Here is a 24,929-nt window from a genome sequence, read left to right as displayed (position 1 = left end):
CCAGCCTTGACAAGGGGGTTTTGACATGCCAAATCAGGCTATGGCCCGCTTGTGTCAAGCGCTGACAGCTATCAAAAAAGAAGCGTTTTTCATTCGCCACCCAGACCGTTGCGGTGTACGGTAACGGCCTGGGCAGCAAAGAAAAACGCGGACGCGCGGGTGCTTAGAAGTTCAGCGTGCGCTTGTCCACGGCCAGGGCCGCTTCCTTGGTGGCTTCGGACAGAGACGGGTGCGCATGGCAGATGCGCGCGATGTCTTCGGCGCTGGCCTTGAACTCCATCGCCACCACGGCCTCGGCGATCAGCTCGGACGCCATGGGGCCCACGATGTGCACGCCCAGGATCTCGTCCGTGGCGGCATCGGCCAAAAACTTCACCATGCCGGTGGTGTCGCCCAGCGCGCGCGCGCGGCCGTTGGCCAGGAAGGGGAAGGTGCCGGCCTTGTACTTCACGCCGTCGGCCTTCAGCTGCTGCTCGGTGCGGCCCACCCAGGCGATCTCGGGGCTGGTGTAGATGACCCAGGGAATGGTGTTGAAGTTGACATGGCCATGCTGGCCGGCCATGCGCTCGGCCACGGCCACGCCCTCTTCTTCGGCCTTGTGCGCCAGCATGGGGCCGCGCACCACGTCACCCACGGCCCACACGCCGGGCAGATTGGTCTTGCAGTCGGCATCCACCACGATGGCGCCGCGCTCGTCCAGCTGCAGGCCCACGGCTTCGGGGTTCAGGCCGATGGTGTTGGGCACGCGGCCAATCGACACGATGAGCTTGTCCACGTCCAGCGACTGGGCCTCGCCCTTGGCGTTGGTGTAGGCAACGCTGACGCCCTTCTTGCCGGTCTTGACCTCGCCGATCTTCACGCCCAGTTCGATCTTCAGGCCCTGCTTGTCGAACGCCTTCTTGGCTTCCTTGGCGATTTGCTCGTCCACCGCGCCCAGGAACGTGGGCAGGCCTTCCAGCACCGTCACCTCGGCACCCAGGCGGCGCCACACGCTGCCCATTTCCAGGCCGATCACGCCCGAGCCGATCACGCCCAGCTTCTTGGGCACGGCGCCCACGCGCAGCGCGCCGTCGTTGGACAGCACGTTGACTTCGTCAAACTCCACGCCGGGCAGCGCGCGGGCGTTGGAGCCGGTGGCCACGATGACCTGCTTGCCCACCAAGGTCTCGCTGGCAGCGCTCTCGACCTTGATTTCGTAGCCGCCTTCGACGGCCTTGGAGAACGCGCCGCGGCCGTGGAAGAACGTGACCTTGTTCTTCTTGAACAGGTACAGGATGCCGTCGTTGTTTTGCTTCACGACGTTGTCCTTGCGGGCAATCATCTTGGCCACGTCCATCTTCACGCCGGTGGCGGTGATGCCGTGGTCGGCAAAGTGCTTGGTGGCATGCTCGAAGTGCTCGGACGACTGCAGCAGTGCCTTGGACGGGATGCAGCCCACGTTGGTGCAGGTGCCGCCGGGCGCGGCGCCGCCCGCGGCGTTCTTCCATTCGTCGATACAGGCCACATTCATGCCCAGCTGGGCTGCGCGGATGGCGGCGATGTAGCCGCCAGGGCCTGCGCCGATCACGATGACGTCAAATTGCTTGCTCATGGTTCAAATCAGTAAGGGGTATGAGAAAAACCCACCGCTGGGCCGGGCCGAGGGTGGGTTTTGACGGGAGCCGAACCCTGAAGGGGTTACAGGTCGAACAACAGGCGCGACGGGTCTTCCAGCGCGTCCTTCATGGCCACCAGGCCCAGCACGGCCTCGCGGCCGTCGATGATGCGGTGGTCGTACGACATGGCCAGGTAGTTCATCGGACGCACCACCACCTGGCCGTTCTCGACCACGGCACGGTCCTTGGTGGCGTGCACGCCCAGGATGGCCGACTGGGGCGGGTTGATGATGGGGGTGGACATCATCGAGCCGAAGGTGCCGCCGTTGGAGATGGAGAAGGTGCCGCCGGTCATTTCCTCAATGCCCAGCTTGCCTTCAGCGGCCTTCTTGCCGAACTCGGCGATCTTCTTTTCGATGTCGGCAAAGCTCATCTGGTCGGCGTTGCGCAGGATCGGCACCACCAGACCGCGGGGCGAGCCCACGGCAATGCCGATGTCGAAGTAGCCGTGATAGACGATGTCGTTGCCGTCCACCGAGGCGTTGAGCACCGGATACTTCTTCAGCGCGTGCACCGCGGCCTTCACGAAGAAGGACATGAAGCCCAGCTTGACGCCATGCTCCTTGGTGAATGCGTCCTGGAACTTCTTGCGCAGCTCCATCACCGGGGCCATGTTCACTTCGTTGAACGTGGTCAGGATGGCGTTGGTGGACTGCGACTGCAGCAGACGCTCGGCCACGCGGGCGCGCAGGCGGCTCATGGGCACGCGCTGCTCGGGGCGGTCGCCCAGATCAGCGGCGGACGAGGGAGCAGCCACCTGGGGCAGCGCCTTGGTGGGCACGCCCGTGGGGATCACCGCGGCGGTGGACTTGACGCCACCGGCCACTGCGGCCAGCACGTCGCCCTTGGTCACGCGGCCATCCTTGCCACTGCCCGCCACCTGGGCGGCGGACAGGTTGTTCTCGGCCAGCAGCTTGGCGGCTGCTGGCATGGCCACGTCGCCCTTGCTGCCACCAGCGGCAGGGGCCGCGGCCACGGGCGCTGCGGCAGCAGCAGGGGCCGATGCGGCAGCGGCGGCTGCGGCAGGCGCGGCGGCGCCGGCCTTGCCTTCGGTGTCGATCCTGGCGATCAGCTGCTCGGCCGTCACCGTGCCGCCGTCGCCCACCACGATCTCGGCCAGCACGCCACCGGCGGGTGCGGGTACTTCGAGGACGACCTTGTCGGTCTCGATCTCGATCAGGATTTCATCGACGGCGACGGCTTCGCCGGCCTTTTTCTTCCAGGTCAGCATGGTGGCCTCGGCCACGGATTCGGACAGCTGGGGGACTTTGACTTCTACGATTGCCATTTGATTCTTTCCAATGAGGTTTTTGTACTGAAGGTGTGGGTTTGTGGCCTTACTTGGTCAGAACAAAACCCTTGAGCTTGGCAAACGCTGCCTCGACCAGCGCCTTTTGCTGATCCTGGTGCAGGTGCGAGTAACCCACGGCAGGCGATGCCGATGCGGCGCGACCGGCGTAGCCGAGCTTCTGGCCGTCGAGCATGTTCTCGTGGATGTTGTGCTGGATGAAGAACCAGGCGCCCTGGTTTTGCGGCTCGTCCTGGCACCACACGATGTCTGTGGCGCTGGCGTACTTCTTGATCTCGGCCGCAAAGGCCTTGTGCGGGAAGGGGTACAGCTGCTCCACGCGGATGATGGCCACGTCGGTGGCGGCCTTTTCGGCGCGCTTTTTCACCAGGTCGTAGTACACCTTGCCCGAGCAGGCGATGACGCGCTTGACCTTGGCCGCGTTCTTCACAATGGCCTCGTCCTGCTCCGGGATCACCGTCTGGAAGCCGCCCTTGGTGAACTCGGACAGCGGCGAGGTGGCATCCTTGTTCCGCAGCAGCGACTTCGGGGTCATGATGACCAGCGGCTTGCGCAGGTTGCGCACCATCTGGCGGCGCAGCACGTGGAAGATCTGGCTGGCCGTGGTGGGCTGCACGATCTGCATGTTGGTGTCGGCGGCCAGCTGCATGAAGCGCTCCAGGCGGGCCGAGCTGTGCTCGGGACCCTGACCCTCGTAGCCGTGCGGCAGCATCAGCGTGATGCCGTTGACGCGGCCCCACTTCACTTCGCCAGAGGCGATGAACTGGTCGATCACCACCTGCGCGCCGTTGGCGAAGTCGCCAAACTGGGCTTCCCAGATCACCAGGGTGTTGGGGTCGTTGGAGGCGTAGCCGTACTCGAAGGCCAGCACGGCCTCTTCGGACAGGATGGAGTCGATGACGGTGAACGGCGCCTGGTTCTCTGCCACGTTCTGCAGCGGGATGTAGGTGCCCTCGTCCCACTTCTCGCGCTTTTGGTCGTGCACAACGGCATGGCGGTGGGTGAAGGTGCCGCGGCCGCAATCCTCGCCCGACAGGCGCACAGGGTAGCCCGAGGCGACCAGCGAGGCAAAAGCCATGTGCTCGCCCATGCCCCAATCGACGTTGATCTCGCCACGGCCCATGGCGGCGCGGTCGTCATAGACCTTCTTGACCAGCTGGTGCGGCGTCACCGTGGGGGGCAGCGTCGTGATCTTCTCGGCCACGCGCTTCCACTCGGACAGCGGGATGGCGGTATCGCCCGCGTCGGTCCACTTCTGGTCCAGGAAGGGGCTCCAGTCCACGGCGTACTTGCTCTTGAAGTTGGTCAGCACCGGATCGACCGTGTGCTTGCCTTCATCCATGGCGGCGCGGTAAGCCTTGGCCATGTCGTCGCCCAGCGTCTCGCCCAGGCCCTGCGCGGCCAGCTTGTCGGCATACAGCTTGCGGGTGCCGGGGTGCTGGCCGATCTTCTTGTACATCAGCGGCTGGGTGAGCATGGGGGTGTCCTGCTCGTTGTGGCCCAGCTTGCGAAAGCAGATGATGTCCACGACCACGTCCTTGGCAAATTCCATGCGGAATTCCAGGGCCAGCTGCATGGCCAGCACCACGGCTTCGGGGTCGTCGCCGTTCACGTGCAGCACGGGCGACTCGATCATCTTGACGATGTCGGTGCAGTACAGCGTGGAGCGGGTGTCACGCGGGTCGGAGGTGGTGAAGCCGATCTGGTTGTTGATGATCAGGTGCACCGTGCCGCCCGTGGTGTAGCCGCGGGTCTGGGCCAGCGCCAGGGTTTCCTGATTCACGCCCTGGCCGGCGAAGGCGGCGTCGCCGTGCACCAGCACGGGCAGCACCTGCTTGCCCTTGGGGTCACCGCGGCGATCCATGCGCGAGCGCACCGAACCCTCCACCACGGGGTTGACGATCTCCAGGTGCGAGGGGTTGAAGGCCAGCGACAAGTGCACCGGGCCGCCTGCGGTGGACACGTCGGAGCTGAAGCCCTGGTGGTATTTCACGTCACCGGCGGGCAGGTCTTCGGGGGCGGTGTGCTCGAACTCGGCAAACAAGTCCTTGGGCATCTTGCCCAGGGTGTTGACCAGCACGTTCAGGCGGCCGCGGTGGGCCATGCCGATCACCACTTCCTGCACGCCCTTGACGCCAGCGGAGTTGATCAGCTCATCCATCGCCGCAATGAAGGACTCGCCGCCCTCCAGGGAGAAGCGCTTTTGACCCACGTATTTGGTGTGCAGGTAGCGCTCCAGCCCCTCAGCAGCGGTCAGGCGCTCCAGGATGCGCTTTTTCTTGTCGGCCGAGAAGTTGGGCTTGCTGCGGATGGACTCCAGCTTTTGCTGCCACCAGCGTTTCTGGTTCTGGTCGGTGGCATACATGAACTCGGCGCCGATGGTGCCGCAGTAGGTCTCGCGCAGAGCGTTGATCAGCTCGCGCAGGGGCATCTTGTCTTTGCCGAAGAAGGTGTTGCTGGTGTCGAACACCGTTTCCTGGTCGGCATCGCTGAAGCCGTAAAACGACGGCTCCAGTTCGGGAATCTGGGGGCGCTCGGTGCGCTTGAGGGGGTCCAGATCGGCCCAGCGCTGGCCCACGTTGCGGTAGGCGGCAATCAGCTGCTGCACAGCCGTGCGCTTGCGGCCCATTTCGGCATCGGCGCTGGCGACCACCACCTTGGTGCCGCCGGCCTTGGCGCGCTCGGCAAAGGCATTGATCACGGGCAGGTGGGGCACGTCCTTGGCGTTGCTGCCGTCCACGGCGGGGACGTGCTGCAGCGCATCAAAATACTCGCGCCACGAATCGGGCACGCTGCCAGGGTTGGCCAGGTAGTTCTCGTACATCTCTTCGACGTAGGGCGCATTGCCGCCGAAGAGGTAGGTATTGCCTTGGTAGGCTTGATATACGGATGTCGGTTCGCTCATGTTCCGCTCACCTCCGCTTTCCTGGGGAAAGCTTTAGCTGGTTGATAAACCTTCCGCGTCACGGCTGAACCGGTTGGCGGATGCGACTGTGGCAGGGGAAGGGCCGTCTAGGGCTCGCCATTGTGCCACCGAACCAGACTCCGGACGTCGGGCTTTCTCTGTGTCCTGGCTTACATTTGGGGCCATTCGTTACGCCCATCCGCCATGAACCATCCCCTGCTACAGAACCGCACCTTGCTGCTGCTGCTGACCACCGTGACCCTGGCCTTCGGCACCATTTTGTGGCCGCTCAATGGCGCCATTTTCTGGGGCGTCGTACTGGCGATTTTGTTCACCCCGCTGCACCGCCGGCTCTTGCGGCACATGCCCCGCAAACCCAACCTGGCCGCCCTGGCCACGCTGTGCGTGTGCCTGGTGATGGTGATCCTGCCCATGGTGTTCATCGGCATCTCGCTGACGCAAGAGGCCATCGTGGCCTACGACCGCGCCCGGTCGGGGCAGATGAACTTCGGCGCCTACCTGCAGCAGGTGCTGGCGGCCTTGCCCGTCTGGGTTCTGGAGCTGCTCAACCGCTTTCATCTCACGTCGATGGCCGATGTGCAGGAACGCCTGGCGTCCGTGGGCACCCAGGCCAGCCGGCTGGTGGCGACCATGGCGCTGGATGCGGGGCAAAACACGCTGCAGTTCCTTGTCAGCTTCGGCGTCATGCTGTATCTGCTGTTTTTTCTTCTGCGCGACGGCGCCCGGCTGGCGGTGCGCATCCGCGATGCCATTCCGCTGGAGCCGGCGCACAAAGAGAAACTCATCCTCAAGTTCACCACCGTGATCCGCGCCACCGTCAAGGGCAACATCGTGGTGGCTGGCGTGCAGGGCGCGCTGGGCGGCTTCATCTTCTGGGCACTAGGCATCCAGGGCCCGGTGATGTGGGGCGTGCTGATGGCCTTTCTGTCACTGCTGCCCGCCGTGGGCGCCGGATTGATCTGGGGCCCGGTGGCCATCTACTTTCTGGCCACCGGCGCCAGCACGCAGGGCATCATCCTCACGGCCTATGGCGTGGGCGTCATCGGGCTGGTGGACAACCTGCTGCGCCCGCTGCTGGTGGGCAAGGACACCAAAATGCCCGACTACGTGGTGCTGATCTCCACCCTGGGCGGCATGGCGCTGTTCGGGCTGACGGGCTTCGTGATCGGCCCGGTCATCGCGGCCCTGTTCATCGCCACCTGGGACTTGTTCGCACCACCAGCGGCTGACGAAAGCTCCTGAAAACGTAGCTGCACACACCCAGCCTACCTGCGCTGCAGGCCAAAAACGTCCACAGGGTCACGCTCATCGTCTGGCATGCTGCGCGCCAAGGTGCCACACTGCGCCCTTCATCCGTACGCCAAGGAGCAACGCCGTGAACACCCACGACACCGTGTACGCCTGCATCGACGGACTGGCCACCACCCATGCCGTGGTGGACGGCGCCTGCTGGGCAGCGCAGCGCCTGCGCGCGCCCATGGCACTGCTGCACACACTGCAGCGCCCCGAGCCCATGCCGCCCGTGGGCGACTACAGCGGCGTGATCGGCATGGGCGCGCAGGACGTGCTGCTGCAGCGCCTGAACACGCTGGACGAAGAACGCAGCCAGGTGGCGCAACAGGCTGCCCGGCGCATGCTGGCCGAAGCCCAGGCGCACGCCGAAGCGGCGGGCGTGCCTTCGCCGCAAGTGCTACTGCGCCACGGCGAGCTGACCGACGTGCTGCTGGAGCAAGAGCCCAGCGCGCGCCTTTTCGTGCTGGGGCGCCAGCACCGCGCCACGGCGGCGCGCAAGCTGCGGCTGGACTATCGGGTCGAAGGCGTGATCCGCAGCGTGCGCCAGCCTGTGCTGGTGATGACCGCACCCGACTTCACGGCGCCCCGCGGCTTCGTCATCGCCTTTGACGGCAGCGACACCGCCCGCCGCGCCGTGCATGCCGTGGCCCGCAGCCCGCTGCTGCAGGGCATGGCCGGGCTGCTGGCGCTGGCAGGCGAGCCCACGCTGGAGATGCTGCAGGCGCTGCAGGATGCGCAAGACCACCTGGAGCAGGCAGGCTTCGAAGTCGTCACCCAGATCGTGCCCGGCGTACCAGAGCAGGCCCTGCCCGCCCTGCTGCAGGCGCGCGGCAACATGCTGCTGGTGCTGGGCGCGTATGGACACTCGCGCATCCGCCAGCTCATCGTGGGCAGCACCACCACCGCGCTGCTGCGGCTGTGCACCGTGCCTGTGCTGGTGTTGCGCTAACCATGGTTAACCCCGGATGAGCGCCTGAAGCTCAGACTCAGCGCTATTTTTAGCGTAGCTACAAGCGCTTGAAAACCAAGGGCTGCAGGCATTTGTTGCTATTAGCGCACCACCCTCAGCTCAGCCGCATGCGCCAGCGCCGCGCCCAGGCCAGCCCCTGCGTGGTGCCGCCCGCGCCCGACTGGCGGGGACGGTATTCGCAGCCCACCCAGCCGTCAAAGCCGCAGGCGACGCTGATTTCGTCGATCACGCCCAGCAGGTAGTCGGCGTTCAACTCGCCGTGGTCGGGCTCATGCCTCTCGGGCACGCCCGCGATTTGCATGTGCCCCACCCGCCCCGTGGGCAGGTATTGGCGGATCTTCATGGTCAGGTCGCCTTCCATGATCTGGCAGTGGTACAGATCCAGCTGCACCTGCACATTCGGCGCACCAATCTCTTGCACCAGCGCGTGCGCCTCGTGCTGGAGCTGCAAGAAATACCCCGGCATGTCGCGCCCGTTGATGGGCTCGATCATCAGCCGCACGCCCTGGCGCGCGGCCTGGCTGGCAGCCCAGCGCAGGTTGCGCACATAGCAGGCGCGCGCCTCTTGCTGCGCCAGCCCGGCCGGAACCACGCCAGCCATCACATGGATGCGCTCGCAGCGCAGCACCTGCGCATAGTGCAGCGCCAGCGCCAGACCGTCCTGGAACTGCGCCTCGCGCCCGGGCTGGCAGGCCAGCCCGCGCTCGCCCGCCGCCCAGTCGCCCGGGGGGGCGTTGAACAACACCTGGGTCAGGCGGTGGTCGGCCAGGCGCTGTGCGATCTGCGGCGCGGGGTGGTCGTACGGAAACAGATACTCCACGCCCTGAAAACCATCGCGCGCGGCGGCGCCGAAGCGATCCAGAAAGTCATGCTCGGCATAGAGCATGGAGAGATTGGCGGCAAGGCGAGGCATACAGGCAGGCAGCTCAGCAAACAAAAAAGGGCGCCAGGTGAGAACTGGCGCCCTGCATTCTAGGAACGGCGCGCGGACGACTCAGGGGAAGGTGAAGTTCACCGACTGGGTTGCTCCTGCCCCCAGCATCAGGGTTTGCTGTTTGTCGGCCTGTCCCGCCAGGCGGGCCTGGACGATGTAGCGCCCGGCAGCGCCTACGTCCGCCGTGAACACCAGGGGACTGGGCGCCGCGGCATAGGGCGCGACCAACGGCGCGGCAGTGGGCAGGGTATAGCGATAAGCGCCGGACACGCCATCCACGGGCCTGGCCGCCACTTCGACCGTGCCGGCCACCGTCAGCGGCTGCAGGGCCCGCACCCGGGCGTCCACCGGCGTGGTGCCGTTCACCGTGGCTACGGGCGATTCGGGCAGCGACAGGCCTTGTGTGGACGCTCCGATGGTGGTGACCTGCTCGGCCTGCACCGGCACCTGGGTCACCACGGCCGTGGTGCGGCCCGGCGCGGTCAGCACCAGCGTGTAGCTGCCCGGCACCACCGGCTGCAGCAGGTATCGGCCCGATGCGTCCGGCACGGTGGCGCGCACCACCTCCCCCTGGGACTGCAGCGTGACCGTGGCGCCAAGGCCTGGCTCGACAAAGCCCTGCACGCCCGAGACCAGACGCGGAATCACCGACACCACGGGCTTGAGCAGGTAGCGCCCCGACGCACCGGCCGTGACGACGGACTTGCAGGCATCGAAGTCCAGCACGAAGTCCGCCATCTGATTGGCAGCAATGTCGATGTTCACATTCATCTTCAGGCCGCTTTGCTGGCCGCTGGGCGTGGTCAGCGCCACCTCGCCCGAGCCTGTGGGCACCACGGAGTTGGCAAACGGCGCCGCCCCGCCATTGCTGGCCAGCACCAGCCGCATCTGGGTGTACTTGCCGGCGGGCAGCGGCAGCTCGCCCAGCTCCTGCAGCACGCCGTTGGTCAGCGACAGCAGGTCCACGCGGCGTGCCGGGTTCAGGGTGAGTTCATGCCAGCCAGCGGCGTCGTCCGCCGCCGATGCGCTTTGGTGCACACGTATTTTCTGCACGGAGACATTCACAGCGTCATATCCGCAGCTGGGCGCGTCGGTCAGCGCCAGCTTCAGGGTGCCGGTGCCGTCGCCGCCACTGCCGCTGCCACCACCACCGCCGCCGCCACATGCGGCCAGGGCAGCCAGCGCGGTGGCGCCGGTCCAGTACTTCCAACGGGTAAGAGGGGTGGTGCTCATGGTTTTCATCGCCTCCAAGGAGTTGCATTCCGATACAGACGCTGACCAAGTCGGCCCGGCAGCGCCGGGCGCATTGTGTGAGCCCGGCCCGGCTACACCCGACAGCCGAGTGTCAGATGTGTTGCCCGATGTAGTCCGCGCAATGGCAGCAGCGCGCATTGCGCACACTGCGTGGCACCGATTTGCCTTGAGCATACGGGCGCCTGACGCTACCAAACCAATAGCACCCAACACCAAGGCGCAGGGCGCATGTTGCGCCCTTGTCCTACATTGGATGCAGTGGGCGCTGCCAGTGCACCGGGCGCGCTCTCGGCGCGGCAAGGCCCCCGCTCAGGCGGGCGCAGCCGCCTCCACCAGCCGCTGGGTGTAGGGGTGGCGCGGAGCGTCCAGCACCTGGAGCACGCTGCCGGCCTCCACCACCTCGCCGTCCTTCATCACGATGACCTCGTGCGCCATGGCGCGCACCACGGCCACGTCGTGGGTGATGAGCAGGTACGACAGCGCGCGCTCTTTCTGCAGGCGCTGCAGCAGGGCCAGCACCTGCTGCTGGATGGTCACGTCCAGCGCGCTGGTGGGCTCGTCCAGCACCAGCAGCTGGGGCTGCACGATCAGCGCGCGGGCAATGGCCAGACGCTGGCGCTGGCCACCCGAGAACTCATGCGGGTAGCGCGCCAGCAGGCCGGGGAACTGCGCGTCCGTCAGCCCCACTTCGGCCAGCATGGCGGCCACGCGGGCGCGGCGCTCGGGCGCGGGCAGCGCGGGCTCGTGCACGCGCAGGCCCTCGCCCACGATTTCCTCGACGGTCATGCGCGGCGACAGGGACGAGAACGGGTCTTGGAACACCACCTGCACCTGCCGGCGCAGCGCCTGGTTGTGCGCGGTGTTGCGCTGCGCGGGCTGCTGCCAGGGCTGGCCCGCCACCTGCAGCGTGCCGCGCGAAGGCAGCAGGCCCAGCAGCGCCTGGGCCAGGGTGGACTTGCCCGAACCGGATTCGCCCACCACGCCCAGCGTGCGCCCCGGGGCAATATCAAAGCCCGCGCCTTTCACCGCCACAAACTCGCCCTTGGCAAACCAGCCGCGCAGACCCGCAAGGGGCACGGGGTAGGCCACGGTCAGGTCGCGGGCCCGGGCGACGGGCGTGGCGCCCGCGGCGGGCGGGTGCTCTGTCACGTCGCGCTGCGGCGTGCTGCCAATCAGGCGGCGCGTGTAGGCATGCCGGGGCGCGCCAAAGACCTGCGCCACCGCGCCCTGCTCGACCAGCGTGCCCTGCTCCATCACGGCCACGCGGTCGGCAAAGCGGCGCACCAGCAGCAGGTCGTGCGTGATGAGCAGCACGGCCATGCCGGTCTGGCGCTGCAGGTCGGACAGCAGGCCCAGGATCTGGCCGCGCAGCGTGACGTCCAGCGCCGTGGTGGGCTCGTCGGCCAGCAGCAGTTGGGGCCGGCTGGCCAGCGCCATGGCGATCATGGCGCGCTGGCGCTGCCCGCCCGACAGCTGGTGCGGGTAGCTGGCCGCGCGCCGCGCCGGCTCGGGGATGCCGGTGCTGGCTAGCATTTCAATAGCTGACTGCGCGCTCTGCGCCTTGGTTAGCTGCTGTTTCAGCATCAAAACCTCGGCCACCTGATCGCCGATGGTCATCAAGGGGTTGAGCGCGGTCATGGGCTCCTGGAACACCATGGCGATGTCGCCGCCGCGCACGCCGCGCATCTCGCGCTCGGGCAGCTGCAGCAGGTCGCGCCCCTGCATCAGCGCGCGGCCCTGCAGCTGTGCGTCGCCCGCCAGGCGCAGCAGCGCCAGCGCCGTCACCGTCTTGCCCGAGCCCGATTCGCCCACCAGGGCGAGCTTTTCGCCCGGCGCGATGTCGAAGCTCACGCCATGCACGACCTGCTTGGCGCCAAAGCGCACGCCCAGGTTGTGCACCTGCAGCAGCGGCGCGGGCAAGGGGGACAAAGGCGGCGTGGCGCGCATGGCAGGGTCGTTCACGGGTTCTCATTTCTTGCGGGGATCCAGCGCATCGCGCAGCGCATCGCCCATGAAGGTGAGGAGCAGCAGCGTGGTGACGAGCACGGCAAAGGTGAAGATGGAGATCCACCAGGCGTCGATGTTGTTCTTGCCCTGGCTCAGCAGCTCGCCCAGGCTGGGCGTGCCCGGCGGTACGCCCAGGCCCAGGAAGTCCAGCGAAGTCAGCGCCAAAATGGCCGCCCCCATGCGGAAAGGCAAAAACGTGACCACCGGCGTCATGCTGTTGGGCAGGATGTGGCGCCCGATGATCTGGCCGTTGGACACGCCCAGCGCCCGCGCCGCCTTCACGTAATCCAGCTGGCGGTTGCGCAGAAATTCGGCACGCACATAGTCGCTCAAGCCCATCCAGCCGAACAGCGAAAGCAGCACCAGCAGCAGCCCGATGCTGGGCGCAAACACCGCGCTGAAGATGATGAGCAGGTACAGCTCGGGCATCGAGCCCCAGATCTCGATAAAGCGCTGGAAGGCCAAATCAGTCTTGCCGCCAAAAAAACCCTGCACCGCCCCCGCCGCCACGCCCAGCGCCACGCCGACCGCCGTAAGCGCCAGGCCAAACAGCACGCTGACGCGAAAGCCGTAAATCAGCTGCGCCAGCAGGTCGCGCCCGCGGTCGTCGGTGCCCAGCCAGTTGTCGCTGGAGGGGCCGGACGGGTTGGGCGATTTGGCAAAGTAGTTCAGCGTGTCGGGGCCGTAGGGGTTGAGGGTGTACAGCGCCCAGTTGCCGCCGCTGGTGATGCGCTGGCGCACGAAGGGGTCCAGATAGTCGGCGGGCGTCTGGAAGTCGCCGCCAAAGGTGGTCTCGGGGTAGTCGCGCAACATGGGAAAGTAGGTCTGCCCCTCGTAGCGCACCACCAGCGGGCGGTCGTTGCTGACCAGCTCGGCGCACAGGCTGATGGCGACCAGCGTGCAAAACACCACCAGGCTCCAGAAGCCCAGGCGATTGGCACGAAAGCGCCGCCAGGCGCGGCGGCCGGGCGAGACCGATGCCGCGGCGGAAGGGGCAGTCGCTTCAGGAACAATAGCTGCTGGCGCTTGCTGGACGGACGTTTGAGCCATATTTCAATCAAACTTCACGCGCGGGTCCACCCACACGTAGCACAGATCGGAAATCAGCTTGGTCACCAGCCCGATCAGCGTGAACAGGTACAGCGTGCCCAGCACCACCGGGTAGTCGCGGCGGATCACGCTCTCGTAACTGAGCAGCCCCAGGCCGTCGAGCGAGAACAGCGTCTCGATGAGCAGCGAGCCCGCAAAGAACGCGCCGATGAAGGCCGACGGAAAGCCGGTGATGATGGGAATCAGCGCATTGCGAAACACATGCTTGTAGAGCACCTGGCGCTCGGACAAGCCCTTGGCGCGCGCCGTCAGCACATATTGCTTGCGGATTTCTTCCAGAAAGGCGTTCTTGGTCAGCATGGCCGTCACGGCAAAGCTGCCAGCCACCATGGCGGTAACGGGCAGCGTGATGTGCCACAGATAGTCAACCACCTTGGCGCCCAGGCTCAGCTCGTCCCAATTGGCCGACGTGAGCCCGCGCAGCGGAAACCACTGCAACTGCCCGCCAAAAATGACCAGCAGCGCCACGCCTAGCACAAAGCCCGGAATCGCGTAGCCCACCAAAATGATCAGCGTGGTGACGAAGTCAAAGCGTGACCCCGCACGCACCGCCTTGGCCACGCCCAGCGGCACGGCCACCAGGTAGCTGATGAAAAACGTCCACAACCCCAGGCTGATGGACACGGGCAGCTTTTCCTTGACCAGCTGCCACACGTCCTTGTTCTGGAAAAAACTGCGCCCCAGGTCAAAGCGCGCAAACTGGCCCAGCATCTGCACAAAGCGTTCATGCGCGGGCTTGTCAAAGCCGTAGAGCTGCTTGATCTGCTCCAGCCGTTTGGGGTCCACGCCTTGCGCACCGCGGTAGGCCATGCCGCCGCCCTCGCCGCCGCCTGCGCCCACGCCAGCCGCACCGGCCTTGGCTTCGGCCAGGTACTGCTCCACCGGGCCGCCGGGCACGAACTGGATCACCACGAAAGTCAGCAGCAGCACGCCCAGCAGTGTGGGCAGCATGAGCAGGATGCGTTTGAGGATGTAGGCAAACATGGGACGACGTAACTAGGATTGCGTCGAATGCGTGAAACCCGTTATCAGCGAAATATTCTGATCTGCATCTAATTCGATTTTTGAGACGTTACGTGAGAGCGGCCGACCTGGCGCACAGAATTTAATTGCATCGCGGCAATCTATTTTGGCACCATCGCCAACCTTCCGAGATGCCCGCCAAACCATCCTAAATTCGGCTTCCTTTTCATATGCAACATCTTTGACGAAGAACGATTCGTCAATTAATTCGTAATTTATTCGATCCGCCATCGCTTTCTGGTTGCCATAGAAAGCCTTGGTAATATCTTCATATTTTTTCGCATTCAACAACTCGGTGGAGTCTATTTCTAGGGATTTCGCCACCTTTTTGGAGATTTGTCGACCGCTTCGATATGAGCATGCACCTAACTTCCCCTCTAAAAATCCGGGTATAGCACGAGATACAGCATCCGCAAAACCTAGTACGTCAGTGACCACCAGATAATTATCAACACCAAACCGACTCATTAAATCATCTGACTCATTCACACTGCCACAGAGCATGAAGCTTGCCGCACCCACACTTTGCACACCAGAATATGCAAACCCTTCGTTTTCCAAATGAAAATTACAAAAACCCTCTCGCTCATCCTTTCGAATGTCCTCACGTTTTTTGTACTTCCCATAACTACCCAACACAAGTAGACCTGTTTCAAAGAATTCTTCGATATGCTCAGTCTTCATGTATCGATAGACAGTAGGTACACGAAGAGCCCAAGGCCTGCCAAAGCCCAAATTAACGTTCATCATTGCGTTTCGCCCTCTAACAATTGTTTTTTCGCCCACCAAGTGTCCACCGCCCACATCTCGCCCGGTGAATACGGCGGCACCACCGCCGGCCGCGCCAGCCGCCAGGCGTTGTAGGCCATGCGGTGGGTGCCTGCGGACCATTGCGGAATCAGGTAGTGACTGTGCGCGATGATGCGCTCCAGCGCATGGCAGGCGGGCAGCATCTGCTCTTGCGTCTTGGCCGACACCATGGCGCGGATCATGGCGTCCACGGCCGGGCTCTTCACGCCAGGAAAGTTGCCCGAGTCTTCCTGATCCGCCGCAGCGCTGCCGAACAGGTCGGCAAACTCCTGGCCGGGGTTGTTGGTGCCCTGGTAGGCGATGGTGGTGATGTCGAAGTCGAACTTCTGCAGCCGCTGCTGGTACAGCGCAAAGTCCACAGCCCTGAACTTGAGCGTGATACCCAGCTTTTGCAGGTTGCGCTGCCACATTGATAGCGTGCGCGCGCCGCCCTCACTGCTGTCCATGTATTCCAGCTCGAAGGTCTGGCCGCTGGCATTGCGCAGCACGCCGTCCTGCACCTGCCAGCCTGCCTGGCGCAGCAGGGCCTGCGCGCGGCGCAGGTTGTCGCGCAGCGTGGTGGCGCCGTCGGTGGTGGGCGGCTGGTACATGGGGCCGAAGACGGCGGCCGGCAGGTCTTTGCGCCAGGGCTCCAGCAGCGCGACTTCTTCGGGCGACGGCAGGCCGTGCGTCTCGCACAGGGTGTTGCCAAAAATGCCGCGCACGCGCTGGTAGGCGCCGTAGAACAGCTGACGGCTCATCCACTCGAAGTCAAACGCCAGGCCCAGCGCCTCGCGCACGCGGGCGTCCTGCAGCAGCGGGCGGCGGGTGTTGAGCACATAGCTCTGAAAGCCCGACGGCAGCTTGTGCGCAAACTCGCCCTTGACCAGCTCGCCCGTGTCAAACTTTTTGCCGTTCACGCGCCGCGCCCAGTCGCCCGCGCTGAAAAAGCGCATCAGGTCAAACTCGCCGGCCTTCAGCGCCTCCAGCCGGGCGGTGTTGTCTTTGTAGATCTTGACCAGCACGCGGTCAAAGTTGGCCGTGCCGCGGCGCACGGGCAAGTCGCGCGCCCAGTACTGCGGGTCGCGCACATAAGTAATGTCTTTACCGAAGTTGACCGGCCCGATCTTGTACGGCCCGCTGCCGATGGGAACGTCCATCACCACCTGGTCGAAGGGCTTGGGTTGGCCATCCTGGCCCACGCCCCAGTCGCGGCTGAACACGGGCAGTCCGCCCACGGTCAGCGGCAGCTCGCGGTTGGGCTTGTGAAAGCGGTAGCGCACCGTGCGGTCGTCCAGCACATCCACGCCCGCCACCTCGATCAGCATGGTCTTGTACGCGGGCGAGGTGTGGGGGCCCACCAGGGTGTCAAAGCTGTGCTTGACGTCGTGTGCCAGCACGGGCTTGCCGTTATGAAAGCGCGCCTCAGGCCGCAGGCGGAAGGTGGCCGACAGGCCATCAGGCGCCACAGTCACGTCCTCGGCCAGCAGGCCGTAGCCGGTGGCGGTCTCGGCCAGCGAGCCGGTGAGCAGCGTGTCGAACATCAGCGCGCTCAGGTAGGCCGGCGCACTGCCGCGGATGGTGAAGGGGTTGTATTTGTCGAATGTAGATGCGCGCTGGTTGCTGACCAGCCGCAGCTCGCCACCCTTGGGCGCATCGGGGTTCACGTAGGGCAGATGCGCAAAGTCTGCCGCCAGCGCGGGCTTGCCCCACATTGCATACGCATGCGCCGCCCACGCGTTGGTGCCCGCCAGGCAGCCGCCGGCCAGCCCGCCCATCAGTAAACAGATACGCCAAAACTGCATGCGACAATTCTGCACCACGCAAGCGGGCCGCAAGCCCCACCCCGCGCCACGCTTGCACATCCCCCCTTTCACTTTGCGCACATCGCGTTTTCAGGAGAACAACAATGGGTTTTCTCGCCGGCAAAAAGCTGCTCATCACGGGCGTGCTGTCCAACCGCTCCATCGCCTACGGCATCGCCCGGGCCTGCCACCAACAAGGCGCCGAGCTGGCCTTCAGCTACGTGGGCGAGCGCTTCAAGGACCGCATTACCGAGTTTGCCGCCGAGTTCAACTCCACCCTGGTCTTTGACTGCGACGTGGGCGACGACGCGCAAATCGACAAGCTGTTTGCCGACATTGGCGCTGCCTGGGGCACGTTTGACGGCTTTGTGCACAGCATCGGCTTTGCACCGCGCGAGGCCATTGCCGGCAACTTCTTGGAAGGCCTGAGCCGCGAGTCCTTCAAGATTGCGCATGACATCAGCGCCTACAGCTTCCCCGCGATGGCCAAGGCCGCCCTGCCCTACTTGAACGACAAGTCGTCGCTGCTTACCCTGAGCTACCTGGGCGCGCTGCGCAGCATTCCTAACTACAACACCATGGGCCTGGCCAAGGCCAGCCTGGAGGCTTCCGTTCGCTACCTGGCCGAAGCCGTGGGCCGCACCGCGGACGGCCGCAGCATGCGCGCCAACGGCATCAGCGCTGGCCCCATCAAAACCCTGGCCGCCAGCGGCATCAAAGACTTCGGCAAGCTGCTGGGCCGCGTGGCCGACGCTGCCCCGCTGCGCCGCAACGTGACGATTGAAGACGTGGGCAACGTGGCCGCCTTCTTGCTGAGCGACCTGGCCAGCGGCGTGACGGCCGAGATCACCTACGTGGACGGCGGCTTCAGCCAGACAGCGGGCATCTCTGCCGATCAGGTCTGAGCCCTGGCGACCACGCTGTCATGGTTTGATGGCGTTGGTGGCCCCCCCTTGATAAGACAACCCCGCACGCGGCGACGCAGGCGGGGTTTTTTGTTTTTTGCCGCGCCCAATGCCTGACGCAGTACCGCCACAGCCACAGCCTTAAAGCCATGCAACCACGTTCCACAAGCCCCACCGCATCGCGCCGCATCTTTTCAAGTGTTTTTGGGCTCCAGCGATTGATATACCTGCGCTGGCAGCTATTGTTTTTAATAGCTTTTGGCTGCATGGCCGCCCGTGCGGCACCGCCTGCGCCCACGCTGGCGCAGCACTATCACAGCGGTATCGACGTGACCGCTTACTGGGTCAGCGAAAAATACGACGGCGTGCGTGCGCTATGGACCGGCCAGCAGCTGCTCAGCCGCCAGGGCCTGCCGATTCGCGCGCCGGCCTGGTTTACCGCGGGCTGGCCCGACCAGCCGCTGGATGGCGAGCTGTGGGCCGGGCGCGGCCAGTTTGCCGACGTGCAGTCGGCCATTGGCCAGGCCACGCCAGACGACGCGCAGTGGCGCGCATTGCGCTACATGGTGTTTGACCTGCCCGGCGCGCCCGGCGGTTTTGGCGCGCGACTGCCTGAGCTGCAGCGCACCGTGGCTGCGCTGGGCCAGCCCTGGGTGCAGGCCGCGGCGCAGTGGCGTGTGGACAGCCATGCGCAGCTGATGGCGCAGCTGCAGCAGCACGAGCGGGCAGGTGCCGAGGGCCTGATGCTGCGCCGCGACGATGCGCCCTACCGCGGCGGGCGCAGCGATGATCTGCTCAAGCTCAAGTCTTTTGAGGACGCCGAGGCCCGCGTGGTCGGCCATGTGCCGGGCCGGGGCAAGTACGCAGGCCAGACGGGCGCGTTGCTGGTGGCCCTGCCGGATGGGAAGCGCTTTCGCCTGGGCAGCGGCCTGCCCGATGCGCTGCGCCGCACGCCGCCGCCAGTGGGCACGGTGGTGACTTACCGCTTCAACGGCACCCACGCCAGCGGCCTGCCGCGCTTCGCGCGCTTTTGGCGCGTGCGTGCCGATGCACCGCCCTCGGTTGAATCCACTGAATCGGCTGCTAAAAAATAAGCCAAAACCGGCCCTAGCCCTTGTACATCAAGCGCTAGCAGCTATCAAAAAGATAAGGCCGGCGGCGGTCACCCGCCCCGGCCTCAACCCATTGGCGCAACCGTGGCCGCGCGGATCAAGTCACGTCAGATCGTGCGGCCAAACGGCCCGTCGCTGCCCACCTGCACCAGCTTGCTCTTGCCCGACGCGCGGGCCGTGCGCTTGGGCGACGCGCCCTCCTGGGCCACACAGTCGGCGTAATAGCGCACGTTGCCGTGATCGTCCTCGATCTCCACCAGGCCGTGGATGTCGGTCTCAAAGCCCGGGCACAGCTTGGCAAACTCACGCGCGAACTTGAGGTAGTCCACGATCTTCTTGTTGAACACCTCGCCCGGGATCAACAGCGGAATGCCCGGCGGGTACGGCGTGATCAGGCTGGTGGTGATGCGGCCTTCCAGGTCGTCGATGGCCACGCGCTCGGTCTTGCGCTGCGCGATGTGGGCGTAGGCGTCGCTGGGCTTCATGGCGGGCGTGAGGTCCGACAGATACATCTCGGTTGTCAGGCGCGCAATGTCGTACTTGGCATACAGCTCGTGCACATGCTGGCACAGGTCACGCAAGCCCATGCGTTCGTAGCGTTTGTGCTGCTGGCAGAACTCGGGAAGGATGCGCCACATGGGCTGGTTCTTCTCGTAGTCGTCCTTGAACTGCTGCAGCGCCGTCAGCAGCGTGTTCCAGCGGCCCTTGGTGATGCCGATGGTGAACATGATGAAGAAGCTGTACAGGCCGGTTTTTTCGACCACCACGCCATGCTCGGCCAGGTATTTGGTGACGATGCTGGCGGGGATGCCGGTCTTGTCGAACTTGCCGTCCAGGTTCAGGCCGGGCGTGACGATGGTGGACTTGATCGGGTCCAGCATGTTGAAGCCGTCGGCCAGGTCGCCAAAGCCGTGCCACTTGCTGGCGTTGGCCGCGCCCTTTTTCTTGCCCTTGCTGCGAAAGACCCAATGCTCGGCCGTGCCCAGGCCGTCTTCGACCAGCTCGTCGGGGCCCCAGACCTTGAACCACCAGTCCTTTTCGCCGAATTCCTCTTCCACCTGGCGCATGGCGCGGCGAAAGTCCAGCGCCTCGACGATGCTTTCTTCGACCAGCGCGGTGCCGCCGGGCGGCTCCATCATGGCGGCGGCCACGTCGCAGCTGGCAATGATGCTGTACTGCGGGCTGGTTGAGGTGTGCATCAGGTACGCCTCGTTGAACAGGTGGCGGTCCAGCTTGGTGCTTTGCGAGTCCTGCACCAGCACATGCGATGCCTGGCTGATGCCGGCCAGCAGCTTGTGGATGGACTGCGTGGAATACACCACCGAGTGCTGGGGCCGGGCGCGCTTTTTGCCCATCGCGTGGAAGCTGCCGTAGAACGGGTGGAAGGCCGCGTGCGGCAGCCAGGCCTCGTCAAAGTGCAGGTTGTCCACGTAGCCGTCCAGCATGCTCTTGATGGTTTCGGTGTTGTAGAGCACGCCGTCGTAGGTGGACTGCGTCAGGGTCAGCACGCGCGGCTTGACGGCCTTGGCATCCACGCCCTTGAGCAGCGGGTTGGCGCGGATTTTTTCCTGGATGGTTTCGGGCTCGAACTCGCTTTGCGGAATCGGGCCGATGATGCCGAAGTGGTTACGCGTGGGCTTCAGAAACACCGGCACCGCGCCCGTCATGATGATGCTGTGCAGCACCGACTTGTGGCAGTTGCGATCCACCACCACCACGTCGTCCGGCGCCACGGTGTGGTGCCAGACGATCTTGTTGCTGGTGGAAGTGCCATTGGTGACAAAGAAGCAATGGTCGGCATTGAAGATGCGCGCCGCATTGCGCTCGGATTCGCCAATCGCGCCGTTGTGGTCCAGCAGCTGGCCCAGCTCTTCCACGGCATTGCACACGTCGGCGCGCAGCATGTTCTCGCCATAGAACTGGTGGTACATCTGGCCCACGGGGCTCTTCAAAAACGCCACGCCGCCCGAGTGGCCGGGGCAGTGCCAGCTGTACGAGCCGTCTTCGGCGTAGTCCAGCAGCGCCTTGAAGAACGGCGGCTGCACGCCCTCCAGATAGCTTTTGGCCTCGCGGATGATGTGCTTGGCGACGAACTCGGGCGTGTCCTCGAACATGTGGATGAAGCCGTGCAGCTCGCGCAGGATGTCGTTGGGCAGGTGGCGGCTGGTTTTGGTCTCGCCATGCACGTAGATCGGCACGTCGGCGTTCTTGCGGCGCACCTCCTCGATGAAGCTGCGCAGGCTTTGCACAATGGGATCCTGGCCCGTGCCCAGCGTGAACTCCTCGTCGTCGATCGACAGGATGAACGCACTGGCGCGGCTTTGCTGCTGTGCGAACTGCGACAGATCGCCATAGCTGGTCACGCCCAGCACCTCGAAGCCCTCGGCCTCGATGGCCTGCGCCAGCGCCCGGATACCCAGGCCCGAGGTGTTCTCTGAACGATAGTCCTCGTCGATGATGACGATGGGAAAGCGAAATTTCATGCGCTGCCTCCGGTGACCGGGCCTCAAAAACCAAAGAGGCGCGAAGTGTAAGGAATAAGCGCGTACCCTCCATGAAACCCCACTGTGCGTCGACCAGAATCACCCGGGCGACGCGCAACCCAACCTGATCCCAAAAGGAGTCTTACCGTGAACCTGGATGCACCTACCCTGTGGTGGCTGATGGCGGGCGCCGCCGTAGTCGCCGAGCTGCTGACTGGAACCTTTTACCTGCTGATGCTGGCCATCGGCCTGGCCGCTGGCGCCCTGGCGGCCCATGCCGGCCTGGGCATCACCGGGCAAATCCTGGTGAGCGCCCTGGTAGGCGCCGGCACAGTGTTCGCCGCCTACCTGCGCCGTCGCAGCCGCCCGGGCGAGCCGTCGGCACGCGCGGACCGCAGCGTCAACCTGGATGTGGGCGAAACCATCTACATCGACGCCTGGCAGGCCGACGGCACCGCCATCGTCAAATACCGCGGCGCCCAGTGGACGGCCATCCACCGTCCGGGCATCACCCCGTCCACCGGCGCGCACCGCGTGGCCGAGCTGATCGGCAACCGCCTGCTGGTCGACCCGCTGTAACGCGGGCCGCATACCATCAGACTGCTTCTTTTCAACCCCTGCCGCACGCGGCACAGAAAGACAACGCCCCATGGAAATCGCCATCGTCCTTTTCATCATCGCCGTCATCTTCATCGTGCGAGCCGTCAAGATCGTGCCCCAGCAGAACGCCTGGGTGAAAGAGCGGCTGGGCAAATACGCCGGCACGCTGTCGCCTGGCCCCAAGTTCATCATTCCGTTCATCGACCGCGTGGCATACAAGCACAGCCTGAAGGAAATCCCGCTGGACGTGCCCAGCCAGGTCTGCATCACCCGCGACAACACGCAGCTGCAGGTGGACGGCATCCTGTACTTTCAGGTGACGGACCCGATGCGCGCCAGCTATGGCTCGTCCAACTACATCATGGCCATCTCGCAGCTGGCTCAGACCACGCTGCGCAGCGTGATCGGCCGCCTGGAACTGGACAAGACATTTGAAGAACGCGACATCATCAACGCCCAGGTGGTGCAGGCCATCGACGAGGCCGCACTGAACTGGGGTGTGAAAGTGCTGCGCTACGAGATCAAAGACCTGACCCCACCAGCCGAAATCCTGCGCGCGATGCAGGCGCAAATCACCGCCGAGCGCGAAAAACGCGCGCTGATCGCGGCCTCAGAGGGCCGCCGCCAAGAGCAGATCAATATTGCCACTGGCGAGCGCGAGGCCTTCATCGCGCGATCCGAGGGCGAGAAACAGGCCCAGATCAACAACGCCCAGGGCGAGGCCGCAGCCATCACCGCCGTGGCCGAAGCCACTGCCCAGGCCATCGAGCGCATTGCGGCCGCCATCCGCCAGCCCGGCGGCGAACAGGCCGTACAGCTCAAAGTGGCCGAAAAAGCCGTTGAGGCCTACGGCAAGGTGGCCACAGACGCCACCACCACCCTCATCGTGCCCAGCAACATGACCGAGGTATCCGCACTCGTGGCATCCGCAATGAAGATGATCCAGACAACTCAGCGCACATGACCTGCACGCAGACCAGGGCCTGCTGCATGATTTTTTGACCGCCATCGCCTCAATCGAAAATTTGCTACGCAATAGTGCATACAATATGCGACTTCGGAGAGGTGGATGAGCGGTTTAAGTCGCACGCCTGGAAAGCGTGTGTGGGCTAATCCCCACCGCGGGTTCGAATCCCGCCCTCTCCGCCAGATACCGCTCTAAGTCGTTGATTTTCAAAGACTTTTAGCAAAATCATCAAACCGTTATACGGCTGGTTATACGGTTGCTTTCAGCCAGTTTTGACTTAGAAAGTGGCACTCTCACCAGTCTGAAGAAGTTCTAGCGCCCCTGGCCCTAGAACTTTTTTTCATTGGTGGCTTCCCTTTTTACATCAATGCCCACCAAACTGCTGCCTATGGCCGGCGTACCAAGCGGCTTTCCCGCCAGCGCCACCATGCCGCACATCAGCAGCCAGTGTTCGGTCGCTTTGAGTGCCGTCTCCAGCGCCCAGCGCTTCACGTCGGCCACTGGCATATCTCCAGGCACCCATACCGTCTCTTCCCAGTGCCATGTCGCCAGCCAAGTGGCTTGGTGAGCACTATCTGCGCTTACATATCGCAGCTGCGGCGCCTGGTGGCCGGCCGCCTCAAACCGCTCGGCAATGGCCGCTTGATGCACCGCCGACAGCCGCCCCTCCCCCTGAATCTCCAGCCACAGGCCTAAGCCTTGCGCCCAGCTCCTTTGGCGCAGTCGCAGCGCTGTGACCACGGGCGCGTTGGCTTGCAGTTCCCTCGCCTGCGGCTCCAGCACCACGCCAGCGTCGCCGTAACGCAATGCTGCAGCCGGTGATAACTCGACGCGCCATTCGTCGCAGCTGGCTACAGTGCTTGTTTCTTGGGCCACATGCACCTGCAACGCCTCGGCCACACATTGCCACCACAGCACCCGCAGGCTCGGCGCATCGTCAATGCCCATCGCCGCACGCTCCCAATGGGCTACCTGCCGGGCCAGCACCCTTTGCGGCACACCCATCGCTTCCGCCGCATCCCGAAACGCCAGCATGGCAGGCCCTTCGCTGACCGAATGCCCCAGCGCCCTGCGGGCAAACCGCAACACCCAGGCGTGGTCCGTGCGTCCTGACTTGGCTTGCCACAACAGCACCACTGCCACAGCGCCCAGCGTATCGAGCGATTCGCGCAAGGCTTCTTCAAACCCCGCCGTGCCCATCCATGCATGCCACTGCCCCAGCTCGGTCACGTCATACGCCGCCATGAACCACACCAGCAAGCGCAGCGCCCGTACATGTTCACGGGCTTCCACACCCCATAGCAAGCGCGCCACTTCGGCATCGCCTTCGTCGCTTTGCGGGTACTGCTCCAGCAAGCCCTGAAGATCCCGCCAGGACGCCAAGCCCAGGCGGTGGCGGGCGTGTTTGCAGAAATACCGCACTGCAGCCATGCGCTGGGGCTGCGCAGGCGGGGTGTGCAGCGCCGTGTCCATCACCTCCAGCACCAGCTGCGCCGCACCATCACCGGCTTCGTGTGGGGATGCCAAACCAGGCAGGGGCAACAGGGGTGGCAACTCCAACAGAGCAGTGAGCAGCCGCTCCAGCGGAGGGGGCGTCAAGGAATCGTCGGTCATCACAAAGCACCTCCAAACAAGCAAAACAACGTACCAACGAACTCCCGCCCAGCCGTTCGCCCATGCGGCGGCTGCACTTGGCTCACAGCCCAGTGCTACGAAAAGCGGAAGTTCGGGAAGAAGAAAAGGGGAAAAAAGAAAACGAGCGAAGCTGAGCGACAAAACTGCCGAAC

Annotated in this window: 18 protein-coding genes and 1 tRNA gene; 7 read left to right on the top strand and 12 right to left on the bottom strand. The window is 64.6% G+C overall.

The annotated features are described in order from the left end of the window. Positions 1-163 precede the first annotated feature (163 nt). The 3 genes from lpdA to AB7E35_RS04245 form a co-directional block, all read right to left on the bottom strand. Complete coding sequence (gene lpdA, locus AB7E35_RS04255) at positions 164-1,591, bottom strand: dihydrolipoyl dehydrogenase (protein ID WP_428167152.1); 1,428 nt, start codon at positions 1,589-1,591, stop codon at positions 164-166. 86 nt (positions 1,592-1,677) lie between these two features. Next, positions 1,678-2,943 carry a 2-oxoglutarate dehydrogenase complex dihydrolipoyllysine-residue succinyltransferase gene (gene odhB / locus AB7E35_RS04250; RefSeq protein ID WP_428167151.1) on the bottom strand — a complete coding sequence of 422 codons (1,266 nt, stop codon included), beginning with the start codon at positions 2,941-2,943 and terminating at the stop codon, positions 1,678-1,680. A 49-nt stretch (positions 2,944-2,992) separates the two neighbouring features. After that, a complete protein-coding gene (locus tag AB7E35_RS04245) occupies positions 2,993-5,869 on the bottom strand; it encodes a 2-oxoglutarate dehydrogenase E1 component (protein WP_428167150.1) in 2,877 nt (958 codons plus the stop codon). A 204-nt stretch (positions 5,870-6,073) separates the two neighbouring features. On the opposite strand from AB7E35_RS04245, the gene AB7E35_RS04240 reads away from it, so the two are divergent. Continuing rightward, the gene (locus AB7E35_RS04240) at positions 6,074-7,132 is read left to right on the top strand and encodes an AI-2E family transporter (RefSeq protein ID WP_428163625.1); all 1,059 of its coding nucleotides are present in this window, start codon (positions 6,074-6,076) and stop codon (positions 7,130-7,132) included. A 133-nt stretch (positions 7,133-7,265) separates the two neighbouring features. Then, on the top strand, positions 7,266-8,132 hold the full coding sequence (locus AB7E35_RS04235) for a universal stress protein (RefSeq protein WP_428163626.1): 867 nt from the start codon (positions 7,266-7,268) through the stop codon (positions 8,130-8,132). A 115-nt stretch (positions 8,133-8,247) separates the two neighbouring features. Here the strand turns inward: AB7E35_RS04235 and otnI are convergent, their stop codons facing one another. From otnI to AB7E35_RS04200, 7 genes are all read right to left on the bottom strand, one after another. After that, the gene (otnI, locus tag AB7E35_RS04230; RefSeq protein WP_428163627.1) at positions 8,248-9,066 is read right to left on the bottom strand and encodes a 2-oxo-tetronate isomerase; all 819 of its coding nucleotides are present in this window, start codon (positions 9,064-9,066) and stop codon (positions 8,248-8,250) included. 81 nt (positions 9,067-9,147) lie between these two features. Then, on the bottom strand, positions 9,148-10,320 hold the full coding sequence (locus AB7E35_RS04225) for a DUF4382 domain-containing protein (protein WP_428163628.1): 1,173 nt from the start codon (positions 10,318-10,320) through the stop codon (positions 9,148-9,150). Positions 10,321-10,650: 330 nt separating this feature from the next. Then, positions 10,651-12,288: an ABC transporter ATP-binding protein gene (locus AB7E35_RS04220; RefSeq protein ID WP_428163639.1), complete on the bottom strand. Its 1,638-nt coding sequence runs from the start codon at positions 12,286-12,288 to the stop codon at positions 10,651-10,653. 21 nt (positions 12,289-12,309) lie between these two features. Then, positions 12,310-13,398, bottom strand: coding sequence for an ABC transporter permease (locus tag AB7E35_RS04215; RefSeq protein WP_428163629.1), 1,089 nt, complete (start codon positions 13,396-13,398; stop codon positions 12,310-12,312). A 3-nt stretch (positions 13,399-13,401) separates the two neighbouring features. Beyond that, positions 13,402-14,442: a microcin C ABC transporter permease YejB gene (locus AB7E35_RS04210; protein ID WP_428163630.1), complete on the bottom strand. Its 1,041-nt coding sequence runs from the start codon at positions 14,440-14,442 to the stop codon at positions 13,402-13,404. A 12-nt stretch (positions 14,443-14,454) separates the two neighbouring features. Then, the gene (locus AB7E35_RS04205) at positions 14,455-15,165 is read right to left on the bottom strand and encodes a hypothetical protein (RefSeq protein ID WP_428163631.1); all 711 of its coding nucleotides are present in this window, start codon (positions 15,163-15,165) and stop codon (positions 14,455-14,457) included. 62 nt (positions 15,166-15,227) lie between these two features. Then, on the bottom strand, positions 15,228-17,075 hold the full coding sequence (locus tag AB7E35_RS04200) for an extracellular solute-binding protein (protein ID WP_428163632.1): 1,848 nt from the start codon (positions 17,073-17,075) through the stop codon (positions 15,228-15,230). Between the two features lie 104 nt (positions 17,076-17,179). Between AB7E35_RS04200 and fabI the strand changes: the two genes are divergently transcribed. Next, complete coding sequence (gene fabI, locus AB7E35_RS04195) at positions 17,180-17,980, top strand: enoyl-ACP reductase FabI (RefSeq protein ID WP_428163633.1); 801 nt, start codon at positions 17,180-17,182, stop codon at positions 17,978-17,980. A 149-nt stretch (positions 17,981-18,129) separates the two neighbouring features. Further along, positions 18,130-19,074: a DNA ligase gene (locus AB7E35_RS04190; protein WP_428163634.1), complete on the top strand. Its 945-nt coding sequence runs from the start codon at positions 18,130-18,132 to the stop codon at positions 19,072-19,074. A gap of 125 nt (positions 19,075-19,199) precedes the next feature. On the opposite strand, the gene AB7E35_RS04185 is transcribed toward AB7E35_RS04190, so the two are convergent. Then, complete coding sequence (locus AB7E35_RS04185; protein WP_428163635.1) at positions 19,200-21,575, bottom strand: Orn/Lys/Arg decarboxylase N-terminal domain-containing protein; 2,376 nt, start codon at positions 21,573-21,575, stop codon at positions 19,200-19,202. A gap of 147 nt (positions 21,576-21,722) precedes the next feature. Here AB7E35_RS04185 and AB7E35_RS04180 point away from each other — a divergent pair, with 147 nt between their 5' ends. From AB7E35_RS04180 to AB7E35_RS04170, 3 genes are all read left to right on the top strand, one after another. After that, complete coding sequence (locus tag AB7E35_RS04180) at positions 21,723-22,154, top strand: NfeD family protein (RefSeq protein WP_428167149.1); 432 nt, start codon at positions 21,723-21,725, stop codon at positions 22,152-22,154. 70 nt (positions 22,155-22,224) lie between these two features. Beyond that, the gene (locus tag AB7E35_RS04175; RefSeq protein WP_428167148.1) at positions 22,225-23,139 is read left to right on the top strand and encodes an SPFH domain-containing protein; all 915 of its coding nucleotides are present in this window, start codon (positions 22,225-22,227) and stop codon (positions 23,137-23,139) included. Between the two features lie 95 nt (positions 23,140-23,234). After that, positions 23,235-23,324, top strand: a tRNA-Ser gene (locus AB7E35_RS04170). 145 nt (positions 23,325-23,469) lie between these two features. On the opposite strand, the gene AB7E35_RS04165 is transcribed toward AB7E35_RS04170, so the two are convergent. After that, on the bottom strand, positions 23,470-24,918 hold the full coding sequence (locus AB7E35_RS04165; RefSeq protein WP_428167147.1) for a hypothetical protein: 1,449 nt from the start codon (positions 24,916-24,918) through the stop codon (positions 23,470-23,472). Positions 24,919-24,929 lie beyond the last annotated feature (11 nt).

Origin of the sequence: Diaphorobacter sp. (genome assembly GCF_050251835.1) — a bacterium.
Taxonomy (GTDB): domain Bacteria; phylum Pseudomonadota; class Gammaproteobacteria; order Burkholderiales; family Burkholderiaceae_C; genus JBFXIE01.
The sequence above is the reverse complement of the archived record's forward strand: the minus strand, read 5'-3'. Positions and strand labels throughout refer to the sequence as shown.